Origin of the sequence: Pseudomonas sp. So3.2b (assembly GCF_019464415.1) — a bacterium.
Taxonomy (GTDB): Bacteria; Pseudomonadota; Gammaproteobacteria; order Pseudomonadales; family Pseudomonadaceae; genus Aquipseudomonas; species Aquipseudomonas shahriarae.
The window spans coordinates 5,280,329-5,296,289 of record NZ_CP080494.1; the positions used below are offsets into that span (position 1 = coordinate 5,280,329).

Annotated in this window: 17 protein-coding genes and 1 other RNA gene; 4 read left to right on the forward strand and 14 right to left on the reverse strand. The window is 59.8% G+C overall.

Annotated features, from left to right (window positions below; genetic code table 11):
• Positions 1-4: 4 nt before the first annotated feature.
• The 9 genes from mraY to rsmI form a co-directional block, all read right to left on the reverse strand.
• Positions 5-1,087 (reverse strand): phospho-N-acetylmuramoyl-pentapeptide-transferase, encoded by a 1,083-nt coding sequence (mraY, locus tag K1X80_RS23690; protein WP_057958502.1) that lies wholly within the window; start codon positions 1,085-1,087, stop codon positions 5-7.
• Positions 1,087-2,457: a UDP-N-acetylmuramoyl-tripeptide--D-alanyl-D-alanine ligase gene (murF, locus tag K1X80_RS23695; RefSeq protein WP_120734128.1), complete on the reverse strand. Its 1,371-nt coding sequence runs from the start codon at positions 2,455-2,457 to the stop codon at positions 1,087-1,089. Before murF ends, mraY begins: the two co-directional genes overlap by 1 nt.
• Positions 2,450-3,913, reverse strand: a complete 1,464-nt coding sequence (locus K1X80_RS23700; protein WP_057438177.1) for a UDP-N-acetylmuramoyl-L-alanyl-D-glutamate--2,6-diaminopimelate ligase — start codon at positions 3,911-3,913, stop codon at positions 2,450-2,452. The genes murF and K1X80_RS23700 overlap by 8 nt, the downstream gene beginning before the upstream one ends.
• Positions 3,913-5,655: a penicillin-binding protein 2 gene (locus K1X80_RS23705; protein WP_162947807.1), complete on the reverse strand. Its 1,743-nt coding sequence runs from the start codon at positions 5,653-5,655 to the stop codon at positions 3,913-3,915. The genes K1X80_RS23700 and K1X80_RS23705 overlap by 1 nt, the downstream gene beginning before the upstream one ends.
• A complete protein-coding gene (gene ftsL, locus K1X80_RS23710; RefSeq protein WP_057438173.1) occupies positions 5,655-5,948 on the reverse strand; it encodes a cell division protein FtsL in 294 nt (97 codons plus the stop codon). Before ftsL ends, K1X80_RS23705 begins: the two co-directional genes overlap by 1 nt.
• Positions 5,945-6,892: a 16S rRNA (cytosine(1402)-N(4))-methyltransferase RsmH gene (gene rsmH / locus K1X80_RS23715; RefSeq protein WP_057958499.1), complete on the reverse strand. Its 948-nt coding sequence runs from the start codon at positions 6,890-6,892 to the stop codon at positions 5,945-5,947. The genes ftsL and rsmH overlap by 4 nt, the downstream gene beginning before the upstream one ends.
• Positions 6,889-7,344 (reverse strand): division/cell wall cluster transcriptional repressor MraZ, encoded by a 456-nt coding sequence (mraZ, locus tag K1X80_RS23720; protein ID WP_003171868.1) that lies wholly within the window; start codon positions 7,342-7,344, stop codon positions 6,889-6,891. Before mraZ ends, rsmH begins: the two co-directional genes overlap by 4 nt.
• 354 nt (positions 7,345-7,698) lie before the next feature.
• Positions 7,699-8,052, reverse strand: an RNA gene (gene rnpB, locus K1X80_RS23725) — RNase P RNA component class A.
• 95 nt (positions 8,053-8,147) lie between these two features.
• On the reverse strand, positions 8,148-9,020 hold the full coding sequence (gene rsmI / locus K1X80_RS23730; protein ID WP_057958498.1) for a 16S rRNA (cytidine(1402)-2'-O)-methyltransferase: 873 nt from the start codon (positions 9,018-9,020) through the stop codon (positions 8,148-8,150).
• Between the two features lie 219 nt (positions 9,021-9,239).
• On the opposite strand from rsmI, the gene K1X80_RS23735 reads away from it, so the two are divergent.
• The 4 genes from K1X80_RS23735 (at position 9,240) to K1X80_RS23750 (ending at position 12,698) form a co-directional block, all read left to right on the forward strand.
• Entirely contained in the window at positions 9,240-11,051 is a 1,812-nt protein-coding gene (locus tag K1X80_RS23735; protein ID WP_120734129.1) for a penicillin-binding protein activator, read from the forward strand.
• On the forward strand, positions 11,051-11,422 hold the full coding sequence (locus K1X80_RS23740) for a YraN family protein (protein ID WP_081044186.1): 372 nt from the start codon (positions 11,051-11,053) through the stop codon (positions 11,420-11,422). Before K1X80_RS23735 ends, K1X80_RS23740 begins: the two co-directional genes overlap by 1 nt.
• A gap of 104 nt (positions 11,423-11,526) precedes the next feature.
• A complete protein-coding gene (locus K1X80_RS23745; protein WP_057438165.1) occupies positions 11,527-12,120 on the forward strand; it encodes a phosphoheptose isomerase in 594 nt (197 codons plus the stop codon).
• Positions 12,117-12,698: a BON domain-containing protein gene (locus K1X80_RS23750; RefSeq protein ID WP_057958495.1), complete on the forward strand. Its 582-nt coding sequence runs from the start codon at positions 12,117-12,119 to the stop codon at positions 12,696-12,698. The genes K1X80_RS23745 and K1X80_RS23750 overlap by 4 nt, the downstream gene beginning before the upstream one ends.
• Before the next feature lie 68 nt (positions 12,699-12,766).
• Here the strand turns inward: K1X80_RS23750 and K1X80_RS23755 are convergent, their stop codons facing one another.
• From K1X80_RS23755 to cydX, 5 genes are all read right to left on the reverse strand, one after another.
• Positions 12,767-13,528, reverse strand: a complete 762-nt coding sequence (locus K1X80_RS23755) for an OmpA family protein (protein ID WP_029297808.1) — start codon at positions 13,526-13,528, stop codon at positions 12,767-12,769.
• Between the two features lie 987 nt (positions 13,529-14,515).
• Positions 14,516-14,896 carry a rhodanese-like domain-containing protein gene (locus K1X80_RS23760; protein ID WP_057958592.1) on the reverse strand — a complete coding sequence of 127 codons (381 nt, stop codon included), beginning with the start codon at positions 14,894-14,896 and terminating at the stop codon, positions 14,516-14,518.
• A gap of 198 nt (positions 14,897-15,094) precedes the next feature.
• On the reverse strand, positions 15,095-15,535 hold the full coding sequence (locus tag K1X80_RS23765; protein WP_057958494.1) for a group II truncated hemoglobin: 441 nt from the start codon (positions 15,533-15,535) through the stop codon (positions 15,095-15,097).
• Between the two features lie 11 nt (positions 15,536-15,546).
• Positions 15,547-15,834: a cyd operon YbgE family protein gene (locus K1X80_RS23770; protein ID WP_057958493.1), complete on the reverse strand. Its 288-nt coding sequence runs from the start codon at positions 15,832-15,834 to the stop codon at positions 15,547-15,549.
• Complete coding sequence (gene cydX, locus K1X80_RS23775; RefSeq protein ID WP_081044185.1) at positions 15,831-15,953, reverse strand: cytochrome bd-I oxidase subunit CydX; 123 nt, start codon at positions 15,951-15,953, stop codon at positions 15,831-15,833. The genes K1X80_RS23770 and cydX overlap by 4 nt, the downstream gene beginning before the upstream one ends.
• Positions 15,954-15,961: the final 8 nt, after the last annotated feature.

The window sequence follows — 15,961 nt, forward strand, 5'->3', positions numbered from 1 at the left end:
GTTTCTACCTCAGTTTCAGGGTGGCAAGGCCAACCAGCACAAGAATCACGGTGATGATCCAGAAACGGACGATCACCCGTGGCTCCGGCCAGCCCTTGAGTTCAAAGTGGTGATGAATCGGCGCCATGCGAAACACGCGGCGACCGGTCAACTTGAAAGATGCAACCTGGATCACCACCGACAGGGTCTCCATCACGAACACGCCGCCCATGATGAACAGGACGATTTCCTGGCGCACGATCACGGCAATGGTGCCCAGGGCAGCGCCCAGCGCCAGGGCGCCGACGTCGCCCATGAACACTTGGGCCGGATAGGTGTTGAACCACAGGAAGCCCAGTCCGGCACCGATCAGCGCGCCACAGAACACAATCAATTCACCCGCGCCCGGTACATACGGGATCAGCAGGTATTCAGCGAATTTCACGTTACCCGACAGGTAGCAGAAGATGCCCAGGGCGCCGCCCACCATCACCGTCGGCATGATCGCCAGGCCGTCGAGGCCATCGGTCAGGTTGACCGCGTTGCTGGAGCCGACGATCACGAAATAGGTCAACACCACGAAGCCAATGCCCAACGGGATGCTGGCATCCTTGAGCATCGGGAAAATCAGGGTGGTTTCCACCGCGCTCGGCGCAGTCATATAAAGAAAGATCGCCGCGCCCAGGCCGAACACCGATTGCCAGAAATACTTCCAGCGGCTTGGCAGCCCCCTGGAGTTCTTCTCGATTACCTTGCGGTAGTCATCGACCCAGCCGATGGCGCCGAACAGCAGGGTCACCAGCAACACCACCCAGACATAGCGGTTGGCCAGGTCGGCCCAGAGCAAGGTGCTGATGCCGATGGACGACAGGATCAACGCGCCGCCCATGGTCGGTGTGCCGGACTTGGACAAGTGCGACTGCGGGCCGTCATTGCGCACGGACTGGCCGATCTGCAGGTTTTGCAGAGTACGGATCATCCATGGCCCCAGAAACAGCGACAAACACAGCGCGGTCAGCACACCCAGGATCCCGCGCAGGGTCAGGTACTGAAAGACCGCGAAGCCTTTGTGGAACTGTTGCAGATACTCAGCCAGCAGCAGCAGCATTAATGTTTCTCCGTACTTGAGCCACACAAGGCCGCGACGACGTTTTCCATCACCGCGCTGCGCGATCCCTTGATCAAAATGGTTGTGTGTTTGTCTTGTTCGGCTACGCCCAGCGCCTGGATCAACTCGGCCTGGCTCGCGAAGTGCCGCGCGCCCAAACCAAACGCGGCGACGGCGTGGGCCATGTTCGGGCCGACGGCGTAGAAGGCGTCGACCTTGCCACTGGCGTAGGCACCCACTTCGCGGTGGGACTGTTCGGCCCAGTCGCCCAGCTCGGCGATATCACCCAGCACCAGCACCTTGCGACCGTCAAAGCCTTTGAGCAGGTCAATGGCCGCGCAGATCGAGGACTGGTTGGCGTTGTAAGTGTCATCAATCACGCGCATGCCGTTGCTCGCCAGTTGCGCCACGGTGCGCCCCTTGACCGGTTGCACTGCGCCCAGGCCGGTAGCAATGCCGAACAGCGACACGCCCAGGGCGTAGGCAGCGGCGGCGGCGGCCAGGGCGTTGGCAACGTTGTGGTTGCCCAGCAGGTTCAATTGCACGTGCTCATCACCTTGCGGGCTGTGCAGGGTGAAGGCCGGGCAGCCACGGGCATCGAGCGTGATGTTCGAGGCATGGAAGTCCGCCGCGGCGTTGTGCACGGCGAAGCTCAAGACCTTGCGCCCGGCGGCACGTACACGCCAGGTTTCGAAGGCCTTGTCATCGAGGTTCAGGACTGCGGTACCGGAAGCGTCCAGTCCCTCAAGGATTTCACCCTTGGCCTGGACGATCTTCTCGGGGCCACCAAACTCGCCAACGTGGGCAGTGCCCGCGTTGTTGATAATGGCGACGTGCGGCCGGGTCATGGCTACGGTGTAGGCAATTTCGCCAATGCGCGACGCGCCCAGCTCGATCACGGCGGCGGTATGTTCCGGCGCCAGTTCAAGCAGGGTCAGCGGTGCGCCGAAATCGTTGTTCAGGTTGCCACGGGTCGCCAGCACCGGCCCGCGCGTGCGCAGGATACCGGCAAGCAGTTCCTTGACCGTGGTTTTGCCACTGGAGCCGGTGATCGCCGCCACCGGATTGGTGAACGCCGCGCGGTTCAACGCGCCCAATTGACCCAGGGCCAGACGGGTGTCGGCCACCAGCAACTGCGGCAGTGTCGCGTCAGTGACTTCACGCTGCACCAAGGCACCGACCGCGCCTTTGGCGGCCACCTCATTCAAATAGTCATGCCCGTCGAAGCGCGGGCCGGCCAGGGCGACAAACAGTTGCCCCGGCTTGATGTTGCGACTGTCGATACTGACGCCGTCGAAGCTGCAATCGCTCGACAACACACGGGCCGACAAGGCCTGAGTCAGTTCGCTGAACTGCATGGCCTTAAGCATGGGCCACCTCCCACGCGGTCAAGGCGCGATCGGCCTCGACCAGATCGGAGAAGGCATGGCGTTCGCCGTTGATTTCCTGGTAGTCCTCATGGCCTTTACCGGCCAGGACCACCACATCGTCAGCGCTGGCGCTGGCGATCAATTGGGCAATGGCCGCGCCGCGACCGGCGACGAAGCTCACCCGAGAGGCGTCTTGGAAGCCTGCGCGGATATCATCGAAAATCTGGCTTGGCGCTTCGCTGCGCGGGTTGTCGTCAGTCACCAGCACACCATCGGCCAGGCGCTCGACGATCTCGGCCATCAGCGGGCGTTTGCCGCGATCGCGGTCGCCGCCGCAGCCGAACAGGCACAGCAACTTGCCCTTGGCGTGAGGGCGCAGGGCTTCGAGAACTTTTTCCAGGGCATCCGGGGTGTGGGCATAATCGACCACCACCAGCGGCTGCGTCCCGCCCCCCAGGCGCTGCATACGCCCGGCCGGGCCTTCAAGCTTGGGCAATACACGCAGGATTTCGTCCAGGGCGTAATCCAGGCCCAGCAAGGCGCCGATGGCCGCGAGGACGTTGCTCAGGTTAAAGCGACCGAGCAAGGCACTGCGCAAGTGGTGCTCGCCCTGGGGCGTGACCAGCGTCGCGAGTACACCTTCATCATTGAACTGGGCTTCGCGGCAATACAGGTAGGCGCTGGAGTCTTCCAGGCTGTAGCTGATCAGGCGCGCTTCGCTTTTTTCTGCGGCCAGTTGGCGCCCGAATGCATCATCGAGGTTCACGACGCGGCACTTCAGATCGGTCCAGCCGAACAGCTTGGCCTTGGCGGCGGCGTACGCCTCCATGCTGCCGTGGTAGTCCAGGTGGTCGCGGGACAGGTTGGTCATCACTGCCACGTCGAACGCCAGGGCGGTGACCCGGCCCTGGTCCAGGCCATGGGACGACACTTCCATCGCCACGGCCTTGGCCCCGGCCTTTTTCAAGTCGGCCAGGGTCGCCTGCACGGCAATCGGGTTCGGTGTGGTATGCAGGCCGCTTTGCAGCGCGCCATAGAAACCGGTGCCCAGGGTGCCAACGATGCCGCAGTGCTGGCCCAGCAGGTCCAGCGCCTGGGCCACCAACTGGGTGACACTGGTCTTGCCGTTGGTGCCGGTGACGCCAATCAGGTTGAGCTGGCGGCTCGGATCGCCATAAAAACGCCCGGCGATATCCGACAACTGCGCCGCCAGGCCCTTGACCGGAATCAACGGCACATCGGTAATCGGTAATACAGTGGCGCCTTCGACTTCGTAGGCCACCGCCGCCGCGCCGCGCTGCAGGGCGTCGGCGATATGGGCACGACCATCGAACTTGCCGCCCGGCACAGCCAGGAACAGGTCGCCAGCACGTACGTTACGGCTGTCCAGACTCAGTTCGCGAATCAACAGATCGCGGCCAGCGTGGGCGAAAATCTTGTTCAGGCTAAGAGACATCAGCCGCGCCCTCCATTGGCTTTTACAGCAGCGACCGGTGGTCCGGCGTTGGCTTGTTGGGTCGGCGGCAGGTTGTCCGGCGTGATGTTCATCAAACGCAGGGTGCCGGACATGACTTTGCTGAATACGGGGGCCGAGACCAGGCCACCGAAGTAGCCGGCTTTGCTCGGCTCATCAATGACCACGACGATGGCGTAACGCGGATCGCTCATCGGGCCGAAGCCAGCGAACAGCGAGCGGTAGGAGTTTTCGGCATAGCCCTTGGTGCCCACCGACGTCTTCCGTGCGGTACCGGACTTGCCGGCCACGTGATAGGCCGGGACCTGGGCACGGAACACGCCGCGTGGCGCCTCGATCACTTGTTGCAGCATGGTCTGCATGGTCTTGGCGACGTTTTCCGGGATGACCTGTTCGGATTTCGGCGCTTCGTCCAGGTGGATCAGGCTCAACGGCGTCATGCGGCCATTGTTGGCCAGCACGGAAAAGGCGTGGGCCAGCTGGATCGCGGTCACCGACAGGCCATAGCCATAGGACAGGGTCGCGGTCTCGGCCTTGCGCCACTCACGGTAGTTGGGCAGGTTGCCGACGCGCTCGCCCGGGAAGTCCAGGCCGGTAGGCTGGCCCAGGCCGATCCTCTGCGCCAGGTGGTAGATGTTTTCGCCGCCGATATCAAAGGCGATTTTACTCATGCCGACGTTACTGGAGTTGATCAGGATGCCGGTCAGGTCCAGCACCGGGCCTTCGCTGCGGGACACGTCGCGAATGGTGTATTTGCCCAACTGCAGGGTGCCCGGATAGACCTCGACCTTGTCGGTCGGCTTCCAGCGCCCGGATTCCAGGGCCGCACTCATGGAGATGGCTTTCATGGTCGAACCCGGCTCGAACACGTCGATCATCGCGCGATTGCGCATCATCGCCGGTTGCAGGTTGCGACGGTTGTTCGGGTTGTAGGTCGGCTGGTTGACCATGGCGAGGATCTCGCCGGTCTTCACGTCCATGATCACCAGGCTGCCGGCCTTGGCGCCGTTCTCGATGATCGCATTGCGCAGCTCGCGGTTGGCCAGGTACTGCAGGCGCAAGTCAATCGACAACGCCAAGGGCTTACCGGCCTTGGCGTTTTTGGTGACCTGGACATCCTTGATCAGTCTGCCGCGCCGATCCTTGATGACCTGCCGCTTGCCGGGAACCCCGGCCAGCCACTCGTCGTAGGCCAGCTCCACCCCTTCGCGGCCATGGTCATCAATGTCGGTGAAGCCGACCATGTGGGCAGTGGTCTCGCCGGCCGGGTAGAAACGCCGAAATTCCTCGATGCCGTAGACACCGGGGATTTTCAGGTCGAGCACGCCTTGACCCTGTTCCGGGGTCAGGCCGCGAACCAGATAGATGAATTCTTTGCTGGCCTGGGCTTCAAGACGCTCTTTAAGGGCCTTGGGATCCTGGCCGAGGGCGTGGGCCAGCTCGGTCCATTTGTCCTTGAACCCTTGCAGTTCCTTGGCGTTGGCCCACAGCGTAGTCACCGGTGTACTGACAGCCAGGGGTTCACCGTTACGGTCGGTGATCAGCCCGCGGTGCGCAGGAATCGGGATATGACGCAGGCTGCGGGCATCGCCCTGGCCGATCAGGAAGTCGCGATCCACCACTTGCAGGTCGACGATGCGCCAGACAATCGCACCCACCATCAACGCGAGCAAGCCCAGCACGACGCGGAAGCGCCACGGGTAGAGTGCGCCTTCGAGTTTCATCATGGCGCCACCATGCGGACTTCCGCCGCGCCAGGAATGTGCATCTTCAGCTGTTCGGAGGCCAGCACTTCGATGCGGCTATGGGCCGTCCAGGTGCTTTGTTCAAGAATCAACCGGCCCCACTCCGCCTGGGCCTTGTCGCGCACACTCAATTCGCCGTACAGGCTATTGAGCAGCTGACGGTTCCAGTGGGCGCTGTAGGACACCGCAATTGCAGACACCAGTACGCCGACGTACAGCAGCATCATAAAGAAGCTGCCGCCCGGCAGGGGCTTGGCGAAAAGCTTGCTCACCGCAACTTCTCCGCAACACGCATGACGGCGCTGCGAGCACGTGGGTTGGCCTTGAGTTCGGCTTCGGAAGCGAACTGCGCTTTGCCATGGATTTTGATTTTCGGCACAAAGGCTTCGAAACGTACCGGCAGGTTGCGCGGCAGGTTGTCGGTTTCGCCCTTGACCAGACGACGCATGAACAGTTTGACGATGCGGTCTTCCAGGGAGTGGAAGCTGATCACCACCAGACGACCGCCCACTTCCAGGGACTCCAGGGCAGCCTCGAGGCCAGCCTCCAGGTCGCCCAGTTCGTTGTTGACGTGAATGCGCAGGCCCTGGAATGCACGGGTCGCAGGGTTCTTGCCCTTCTCCCATGCCGGGTTGGCGACTTTCAGCACTTCGGCCAGGTCGGCGGTGCGTTCGAACGGCTGGATTTCCCGGCGCTCTACCACGGCACGGGCCATGCGGCCGGCGAAACGCTCTTCGCCGTATTCCTTGAATACGCGGGTGATTTCTTCGTGGGGCGCGGTGGCGATGAACTGCGCGGCGCTGATGCCACGGCTCGGGTCCATGCGCATGTCCAGCGGACCATCATTCATGAAACTGAAACCGCGCTCAGGGTCGTCCAACTGCGGCGACGACACGCCCAGGTCCAGCAAAACCCCGGCCACCTTGCCCGCCATGCCCCGCTCGGCGACTTCCGCGCCCAACTCGGCAAAGCTGCGCTGCACAACGACAAAGCGGCCGTCTTCGGCCGCTAGCGCTTGCCCGGTGGCAATCGCCTGGGGATCCTTGTCGAACCCGAGGAGTTTGCCCTCCGGGCCAAGCTGGCGGAGGATCAACCGGCTATGCCCGCCGCGCCCGAACGTGCCATCCAGATAGCAGCCATCAGGGCGCACGGCGAGAGCCTCGACGGCTTCGTCAAGCAGCACGGTGATGTGGTTAAAGCCGCTATCAATAGTCACAGGATCAAATCACGCAGTTCATCAGGCATGGCGCCCGGTTGTTGAATAGCAGCCAGGTCAGCTGCAGACACAGCATCCCAGGCATCTTCGTCCCACAATTGGAACTTGTTCAGTTGGCCTACCAGCATCGCGCGCTTATCCAGCTTGGCGTATTCGCGCAGACGCGGTGGAACCAGGAAACGACCACTGCCATCGAGTTCGAGGTCGACGGCATTACCAATCAGCAGGCGTTGCAAACGGCGGTTTTCTTCACGCAACGAAGGCAGAGCGCGCAACTTGGTTTCAATCAACTCCCACTCATCGAGGGGGTAAACACACAAACAAGGGTCAACGGCATCAATCGTGATGATTAACTGCCCGGAACTTCGCGAAATGAGCTCGTCACGATACCGGCTCGGCATGGCGAGACGGCCTTTTGCATCGAGACTGATAGCGTTAGCTCCGCGAAACACAGGTGCGTTTCTCCAAATTTTAGCGTTTTACGTTCAAAAAACCCACTTTGTGCCACTTTCCGCCACTTGCGCACACTATAGGAATGCGCCTACCACACCGTCAAGGCGCGGATTAAAGGAAAAGCCTTACAGAACGGAGATTTAGGAGCGTAAAAGGAGGAGAAACGAGAGTTCGACGATGTTTTTGACTCAACAAACGCAAATAGCTCAAAGAGCTAGAGCTTGAACTTAAAGTAATTTATTAAGAGTAAGATTTTTTCGGTATTACGAAGACGCATCTGCCAATGATTTGGCAGGGAGGGATTCTTGCGCTACTACCTGGTTTCTGCCCGAGACTCGTGCAGAGGGAAAAAGGTGGAGAGTCGATCTATAAGCCGGGTTCTGTCTTGAACAGTCATTCGTCTACGATGGCCATCACTGGACATCTTTAGCAACCTACCCGGTTCCAGCGCGGGCCACGCCTTGGAACCCTATTTGGTCTTGCTCCAAGTGGGGTTTACCTAGCCACGAACTGTTGCCAGTCGCGCGGTGCGCTCTTACCGCACCTTTTCACCCTTACCGGCACCGAAGTGCTTAGGCGGTTATTTTCTGTGGCACTTTCCGTAGGCTCACGCCCCCCAGGCATTACCTGGCACTTCGCCCTATGGAGCCCGGACTTTCCTCCCCCCCCTAATTTTCATAGAGGGCAGCGACTGTCCAATCGACTCTCCGCCGCGAAGGTTAACGGCACGGCGGCCTTAGAACAAGTATTAAAAGACAGCATTGCCATCATGTTCCGACGCCGTGCAGGTTAAACCCTGGAACTATTCGCTCTTTTGCTTATCAAGCGCGGCCTGATACAGCACGTTCTTGCGCACACCGGTGATTTCTGCGGCCAGGGCTGCGGCGCGCTTGAGTGGCATTTCCTTGAGCAGCAGGTCCAGCACGCGCATGGCTTCACTGCCCACGGCATCTTCAGTCTCTGGCGCGGCCCAGCCCGCGACCAGCACGACGCATTCGCCACGCTGCTGATTGCTGTCACCCTCGACAAACGCGCGCAGCTCTTCCAGCGGCAGGCCCTTGAGGGTTTCAAAAGTCTTGGTCAGCTCCCGTGCCAGCAAGGCCAGGCGTTCGCCACCGAAGACCAGCTCCATATCTTGCAGGCACTCGAGGATACGGTGCGGCGCCTCGTAGAAGATCAGGGTGCGCGGCTCTTCCTTTAACAGTTCCAGACGCGCCCGGCGCCCCACGGCCTTGGCCGGCAGGAAACCTTCGAAGATAAAGCGGTCGGACGGCAAGCCCGCGGCTGACAAGGCGGCAATCAACGCACACGCCCCGGGAACCGGGACTATATTGATGCCCGCCGCCCGGGCCTGACGGACCAGGTGGTAACCAGGGTCGGAGATCAATGGCGTACCGGCATCGGAAATCAACGCCACGTCATCGCCCGCGAGCAGGCGGGTAATAAAGCGACTGCCCTCGTCACGCTCATTATGCTCATGGCAGGCCGCCAGGGGCGTGGTGATGCCAAAGTGCTGCATCAGGCGCAGCGAGTGCCGGGTGTCTTCCGCCGCAATCAACTTGGCTTCGCGCAACACTTTCAGCGCCCGTGCGCTGATGTCGTCCAGGTTGCCAATGGGCGTCGCCACCACAAAAAGCGAGCCAGCAGTGGAATTCAAAGGACCTGGAGCAGTCAAAGCGCACACCTCAAAGATTGGCAAAAGCCATATTGTAGCGCGTAGACGTCAAGAAAATGCGCCAACGGGGTCGTGTCCATCGGGTCTGTTTGCTGCGGTTACTGACGCCCTGCAACATTTAAACGATCTAAATAGACGGTTTCACGCCAGTAACATCGCGCCCGGGCCAGTGCTTGGGTACAATTCCACGCTAATTTGATCGGTATCAGGAACACTTACATGATCGCTTGCCTGCGGCTGTTCTCCGCCCTTTGCCTGGCTGCCCTGTTGGCGGCTTGCGCAAGCTCGCCCTCGTCAAGCCTTGGCGAACTCCCACGGACCCCGGATGCCACCATCGAGCAACTGCTCGAACAGGCGACTTCGGCCAAGACTCCAGAAAAAGCTGCACTGCTGCGCCTGAGCGCAGCGGACATGGCCTTCCACCAGAACAATCCTGGGCGCTCCGCGCAGATCCTCGCGCAAGTGCCGCTGGACAGCCTCAAGCCGGCCGCCCAGGTCTTCGCCAGCACCTTGACTGCAGAACTGGCCATGGGCCGCAACCAGCCCAAGGCTGCGTTGACCGCGCTGAGCCATCCGAGCCTGCAAAACCTCAAGGAGTTGCCGCCGGAACAACAGATCCGCACTGGCAGCGTGCATGCCCGCGCCTATGAAGCCGACGGCCAGACCCTGGCCGCCGCCCGCGAACGCGTGGCCATGGCCCCGTTGCTGACGGGCGATGCTGCCGCCAGCAACCACGAAGCCATCTGGAGCCTGATTGCCGCCGTACCTGGCGAGCAGTTGCAGGCCAGCGGCAATCCGGTCCTCGACGGCTGGATCAGCCTGGCCCAGGCCGTGAAGAACGCCGGCACCCTGGAGCAGCAGCAAGCCGCCATCGACACCTGGCGCGTGCAGAACCCTGCGCACCCGGCGGCGGTGCAACTGCCGACGCCGCTGACCAAGCTCAAGGAACTGGCCAGCCAGCCGCTGAATAAAATCGCCCTGCTCTTACCGCAGCAAGGCCCGCTGGCCAGCGTGGCCAGGGCCCTGCGCGAAGGTTTCATGGCCGCGCACTACCAAGCGCAACAGGCCGGGCAGAAGCCACCTGTCATCGAGTTCTATGACAGCTCGCGCGTCAGCTCCATCGATGAGTTCTACAAAAAGGCCCAGGCTGATGGCGTGCAACTGGTGATCGGCCCGCTGGAGAAACCGCTGGTCAAGCAACTCAGCGCCCGCTCGCAACTGCCCATCACCACCCTGGCCCTGAACTACAGCGAGGGCGACCAAGCCCCTGCGCAACTGTTCCAGTTCGGCCTGGCTGCCGAGGACGAAGCCCGTGAAGTGTCGCGCCGTGCCCGCGCCGATGGCCTGCACCGCGCAGCGGCCATGGTGCCGAAAGGCGAATGGGGCGACCGTGTGCTCAAGGCCTTCCGCCAGGACTGGGAAGCCAACGGCGGCACCCTGATCGGTGTCGAACATGTCGACCAGCCTGTGGCCCTCGCCCAGCAGATCGCCGACCTGTTCAAGCTGCGCCAGAGCGAAGGCCGCGCCAAGAGCCTGCAAAGCACAGTCGGCACTGACATCGCGGCACAGCCATCGCGTCGCCAGGATATCGAGTTCATCTTCCTCGCCGTGACACCGCAACAGGCCCAACAGATCAAGCCGACGCTGAACTTCCAATACGCGGGCGATGTGCCGGTATATGCCACTTCCCACGTGTTCAGTGCCAGTGGCGACAAGAACCAGTACAACGACATGAACGGCATTATGTTCTGCGAAACGCCGTGGCTGCTCAACACCACCGACCCGCTGCGCAATCAGGTTGCTACACAATGGCCACAAGCCAATGGCAGCCTGGGCCGCCTCTATGCGATGGGTGTGGACGCCTACCGCCTGGCGCCACGCCTGGGTCAACTCAAGGCGCTGCCCGACACCCGCATCGACGGCCATTCCGGCAACCTGGGCATGAGCCCGAGCCAACGGATCGAACGCCAGATGCCGTGGGCCAAGTTTGTCAGTGGCCAGATCGAACGCTTGCCCGATACCCCGCGCTGATGCCCCCACGCTCCAGCGCAAAAACCGGCAAGGATGCCGAACAACAAGCACTTGAACACTTGCAGCGACAAGGTCTGCGCCTGCTGGCGCAGAACTGGTTGTGTAAACGCGGCGAGCTTGATCTGGTCATGCTTGACGGCGATACAGTAGTATTTGTCGAAGTCCGCTACAGAAAATACGCACAATGGGGTGGTGCGCTCGCCAGTATCGACGAGCGCAAACGTCAAAAGCTGATACTCGCCGCGCAGTTTTTCTTGCTCAGTGAACGTCGCTGGGCCGACTCCCCCTGCCGTTTCGATGTGGTTGCCATAGAAAGCAGCCCCCACGGAACCGCTGGTCTGAACTGGCTGCGCAACGCCTTCGACGGCTGAGCGCCACCGGCACAGATCGGACATCTTCACCGCACACTTTTGCTCTTTGCTTTGCGGGCTGCACATTCGTGTGCCATACAGCCGCGCTACTTAAGGTCACACAGATGGACATGCAATCCCGAATTCGCCAGCTTTTCCAGGCCAGTATCGATACCAAGCAACAGGCGATGGACGTACTTGCACCGCACATCGAGCAAGCCAGCCAGGTCATGGTCAACGCCCTGCTCAACGAAGGCAAAATGCTTTCGTGCGGCAACGGCGGTTCGGCCGGCGACGCCCAGCACTTCTCCTCCGAGCTGCTCAACCGCTTTGAGCGCGAGCGGCCGAGCCTGCCGGCTATCGCCTTGACTACCGATTCGTCGACGATTACCTCGATCGCCAACGACTACAGCTACAACGAAATCTTTTCCAAACAAATCCGTGCCCTCGGCCAACCGGGCGATGTGCTGCTGGCGATTTCCACCAGCGGCAACTCGGCAAACATTATTCAAGCGATCCAGGCCGCACATGATCGCGAAATGATTGTCGTAGCATTGACCGGGCGCGACGGTGGCGGCATGGCCTCACTGCTGCTGCCCGAAGACGTGGAGATCCGCGTCCCGGCCCATGTCACTGCACGTATTCAGGAAGTCCATCTGCTGACGATCCACTGCCTGTGCGATCTGATCGACAGCCAACTGTTCGGGAGTGAAGAATGACCGTTAACCGCCTCAGCCTTATGGCCATCACGCTGTGCCTCGCTATCAGCGGCTGCACCTCGGCCATCACCGCGACCCGCGACTCCCCTATCCAGGACGACCGCGGCACGCGCACCTTTGGCAGCAAGATCGATGACTCGCTGATCGAGACCAAGGTCGGCGTCAACGTCGCCAAGGCCGCCACCGACCTGGGTAACGGCGCATCGCGCATCGTCGTGACCAGCTTCAACGGCATCGTGCTGCTCGCCGGGCAAACCCCGCGCGCCGACCTCAAGACCCAGGCCGAGCAAGCTGCTTCGACCGTGCAACGGGTCAAGAAAGTCCATAACGAATTGCAGGTCGCACAACCCATCACCCTGCTGGCAATCAGCAATGATGCTGTGCTGACCACCAAGATCAAGGCGCAGATGCTCACCGACAGCGCGATCCCCGGCTCGCGGATCAAGGTGGTGACTGACAACGGCATCGTCTACCTGATGGGCCTGCTGACCCAGCAGGAAGCCACCCGCGCCACCAACCTGGTACAGGGTGTGTCCGGGGTACAGAAAATTGTGAAGCTGTTCGAATACATCGACTGATGTAATCGCCAGCCACAAAAAAGGGCGCCGTGCATCGACTGCACGGCGCCCTTTTTATTGGCTGGCGGTTACTGGTACTGCTGGTACGGATTGCCCTGGAACTGGTTGTTCTGCTGCTGTTGCTGCGCAGGCTGGCCGTACTGCTGACCCGGGATCGGGCCGAGGTTGACCTCGACACGACGGTTCTGCGCACGACCGTTGACGTCAGCGTTGCTGGCAATCGGGTTATCCGGGCCGGCACCACGGGTGGTCAGGTTGGTCGGGCTCACACCTTGGGAGGTCAGGTAGTTGGCCACGCTTTGCGCACGCCGTTGGGACAGGTCCATGTTGAGCTGGCGGCTGCCGGTGCTGTCGGTATAGCCGACAATCTGGATGGTGTTCTGGTTGAACTGCTTGAGCGACCCGGCCAGGTTGTTCAAGGGGGTGTAGAAGCTGCTGGCGATAGCATCGGAGTTGGTGGCAAACGTGATGTTACCCGGCATGATCAATTTGATCTGGTCACCCTGGCGCTGCACCTCGACGCCGGTGTTGGCCATGCTTTCCCGCAGTTTCTTTTCCTGCTGGTCAGCGTAATAGCCGTAACCGGCAGCGCCGATACCGGCCACGGCGGCGCCGATCAGCGCGCCCTTGCCACGGTTGTTGTGGTCAATGGCTGCACCGGCCAAGGCACCCGCCAGCGCGCCGAGGCCGCCGTACTTGGCGGTTTTGCTCATGCCTTGTGAACCGTTGTCCGCCTGTCCCTGGCTGCCATCGTAAGGGTTAGGGGAAGCACAGCCCGACAATAGGGCTACCGCGGTAGCAACAACAAGCAGACGACGCGAAGTGAACATGAGGGAAGCTCCTACTTTTGCATTCTGTGATGCAGAGGACATTGGCAATGGACCTGTGCCGAGTTTGGAACGCGACAAACGGCAAAAATTCCGTGCTCCGCCGCGCACCTGTGACAAAAGATAAACACCGGCACGCTCACCTAAACCCTAGCAGAGCCTTGCCCTGTCAGGCCCTGACAAACACCCTTATATCAATTACATCACCATACATCGAGATTCAGATCTCAAGAGCAAGGCTCTCATAACGGCGTACAACGCGTGCCCCCCCTCATGCCTGGCGCGCCACAGCACGCGATCAGTGGTTTTGAAGCGGCGGCACTTCTCGAAATGAGCTAACAGTTGCCTGAGCACGCTCACAAGCATCACGTAGCACCAACGCTCATAGATTTCCTAGGTGGGACTGATCCATAAAGACTCCTCCCCGACCGCTCTACTGATACCAGAGCGCAGGGCATACCGGTCGTAACGGTAGGCCCGCGCGTAAGCCGGATGGGCGGAGATCACATTCAATCCTGCCGCAGACAGACGCCGAGACTTCAGGTGTCTGAATGGCTGGTCACGCTCCAGAAGCTCAAGCTTTTGTTGCAACGCGGTCAGATACCCAATCCGTCGCTCCAAGCGTGGCGTCAATGGCGAGCGAGTTTCACTAACACGGGTCTTGCTCGCCACTGTCGCTAGAGCACTGCTGACCTTCCGGCACCGGACAGTATTAGCCCCTTGGCTTGGTGCATACAGGCGTAATGATAGAACGAGCATGAAATACAGCGCCTACTTCCCTCAGTCAGTTCGAAGTCTGCTGCAGCGACCATTGATACCCGTATAGCGGCGGGCGGAACATGTCAAAAACTGTAAAAAAATTTGATTATGACATACTGGCATCACTTAGACTAAACCACTGGCGATTCGATTTCTTTGTCAGGATTAACGCGCAACGATCCCCTGCCTTGAATTGCACCACTAACACGTAATCCACTTGAACATAAGATATTAATCAAAGGTTGGCAGGTGCGGAACTGCAATTGGTTTCTCTTCACTGATCCAAGCATCAAATCCGCCCATGATCGACTTGACATACAGATAGCCCATATTTTTCATTGACGCGGCCGCTAGTGCGGCACGGCCACTTGTCTTGCAATAAACTACAACTTTAAGCTCTCGAGAACTGAGGGCACTGTCGTTAGTAAGTTTAAATTCCAGCATGCCGCGCGAAGCATGTATCGCGCCTGAAATGTGTCCAGCAGCATACTCGTCCGCTTCGCGCACATCGATAAGCACATCTGCATCCTGGATAGCCTGCTCTGCGTCCTTGATGGAGACCTCTTCAATCAGTGCTTTTGCCTCAGTTACTAGGTCATGGGCAGTTTTTATCATGATATTTTTAAAAGTCCAATTAAGTGAGGTGATTACTTCTGTTTGGTGAGACAGCATTGGAAAACCATCTGGGCATAGATACGCACCATCAGAAAGTTCAGACTGAAGAACATCTATCAAACTGCTCTCACAAGCAGCAGGTAAAACCAATTAAAAACATTGCGATTGTGCGGATGCTGAAAGTAGACGCAACGTTCAGACGGGTGCCGCAATACCTGCACTTTGCCCATCAGTATTAATCATATGATCGGCCATTTCGGAAAACATACGTTGTAGCTTGCTATTTAGCGCTATGTCATTCACCTGTTCATCAATTGCCTGACGCATGCACAGCATCCATTCGTCGCGCTCAACAATACTGACTGCAAAGGGCGCATGTCGCATGCGCAGACGCGGGTGGCCGCGCTCCAGTTGGAACAGCGGCGGGCCGCCAAACCAGCCGCTGAGGAACTTAAATAGACTGTCAGCACTGTCGGCGAGGCTCAATGGATGCATCAGGCGCACCACTCTCGCTTCAGATAGCGTATCCATCAGCTCGTAAAAGCGGTTGACGAGTTTACGGACGCCTGATTCCCCCCCTAACTGGAGATAAGTACTAGCGCCTTCTTTATATTGGTCACTCAATAGCTCAGTCATATCGTCGGTCCTCAATGTAGAAACTTTGCCCAACCAGCAAGCGCAAGTGCCGCAAAGCAGGTCCAGCCTGAGAAAAGCCAACGCCAGACGAGCATCCGCGGGACAAAACCCACACCTCTCACGAAGGCCACACTCATGGCCGCAAACAACGCAGTAGCCAGCACATGGTCAGCTTTCCCATCGGGGGCTGCCATCATGGGGGGATACAGCGTACATGCGAGCATGATCGCCACAGCGATAAGCAAACTCAGCAAATTAATTTGTGAGGATGGTGGAGCGTTAGCAACACGCGGCATCATGTCCGCGTCTCCTCATTGTCACTCAAGGCTCGGCCGCCCTCGTTCTCGCCCCACATCGCATTCAATATAGCCAGTAGCAATGCAAAACCGACTCCCAGCATCCAGGCGAAATACCACATAGTCTTTA

Bases quoted from the DNA above. Each gene is read 5' to 3' on its own strand.
- K1X80_RS23735 (WP_120734129.1), top strand. From the start codon at position 9,240: ATGATCGCTTGCCTGCGGCTGTTCTCCGCCCTTTGCCTGGCTGCCCTG.
- cydX (WP_081044185.1), bottom strand. From the start codon at position 15,953: ATGTGGTATTTCGCCTGGATGCTGGGAGTCGGTTTTGCATTGCTACTG.
- K1X80_RS23700 (WP_057438177.1), bottom strand. From the start codon at position 3,913: ATGTCTCTTAGCCTGAACAAGATTTTCGCCCACGCTGGCCGCGATCTG.
- K1X80_RS23745 (WP_057438165.1), top strand. From the start codon at position 11,527: ATGGACATGCAATCCCGAATTCGCCAGCTTTTCCAGGCCAGTATCGAT.
- K1X80_RS23705 (WP_162947807.1), bottom strand. From the start codon at position 5,655: ATGAAACTCGAAGGCGCACTCTACCCGTGGCGCTTCCGCGTCGTGCTG.
- K1X80_RS23770 (WP_057958493.1), bottom strand. From the start codon at position 15,834: ATGATGCCGCGTGTTGCTAACGCTCCACCATCCTCACAAATTAATTTG.
- K1X80_RS23740 (WP_081044186.1), top strand. From the start codon at position 11,051: ATGCCCCCACGCTCCAGCGCAAAAACCGGCAAGGATGCCGAACAACAA.
- K1X80_RS23750 (WP_057958495.1), top strand. From the start codon at position 12,117: ATGACCGTTAACCGCCTCAGCCTTATGGCCATCACGCTGTGCCTCGCT.
- mraY (WP_057958502.1), bottom strand. From the start codon at position 1,087: ATGCTGCTGCTGCTGGCTGAGTATCTGCAACAGTTCCACAAAGGCTTC.
- murF (WP_120734128.1), bottom strand. From the start codon at position 2,457: ATGCTTAAGGCCATGCAGTTCAGCGAACTGACTCAGGCCTTGTCGGCC.
- K1X80_RS23765 (WP_057958494.1), bottom strand. From the start codon at position 15,535: ATGACTGAGCTATTGAGTGACCAATATAAAGAAGGCGCTAGTACTTAT.
- K1X80_RS23755 (WP_029297808.1), bottom strand. From the start codon at position 13,528: ATGTTCACTTCGCGTCGTCTGCTTGTTGTTGCTACCGCGGTAGCCCTA.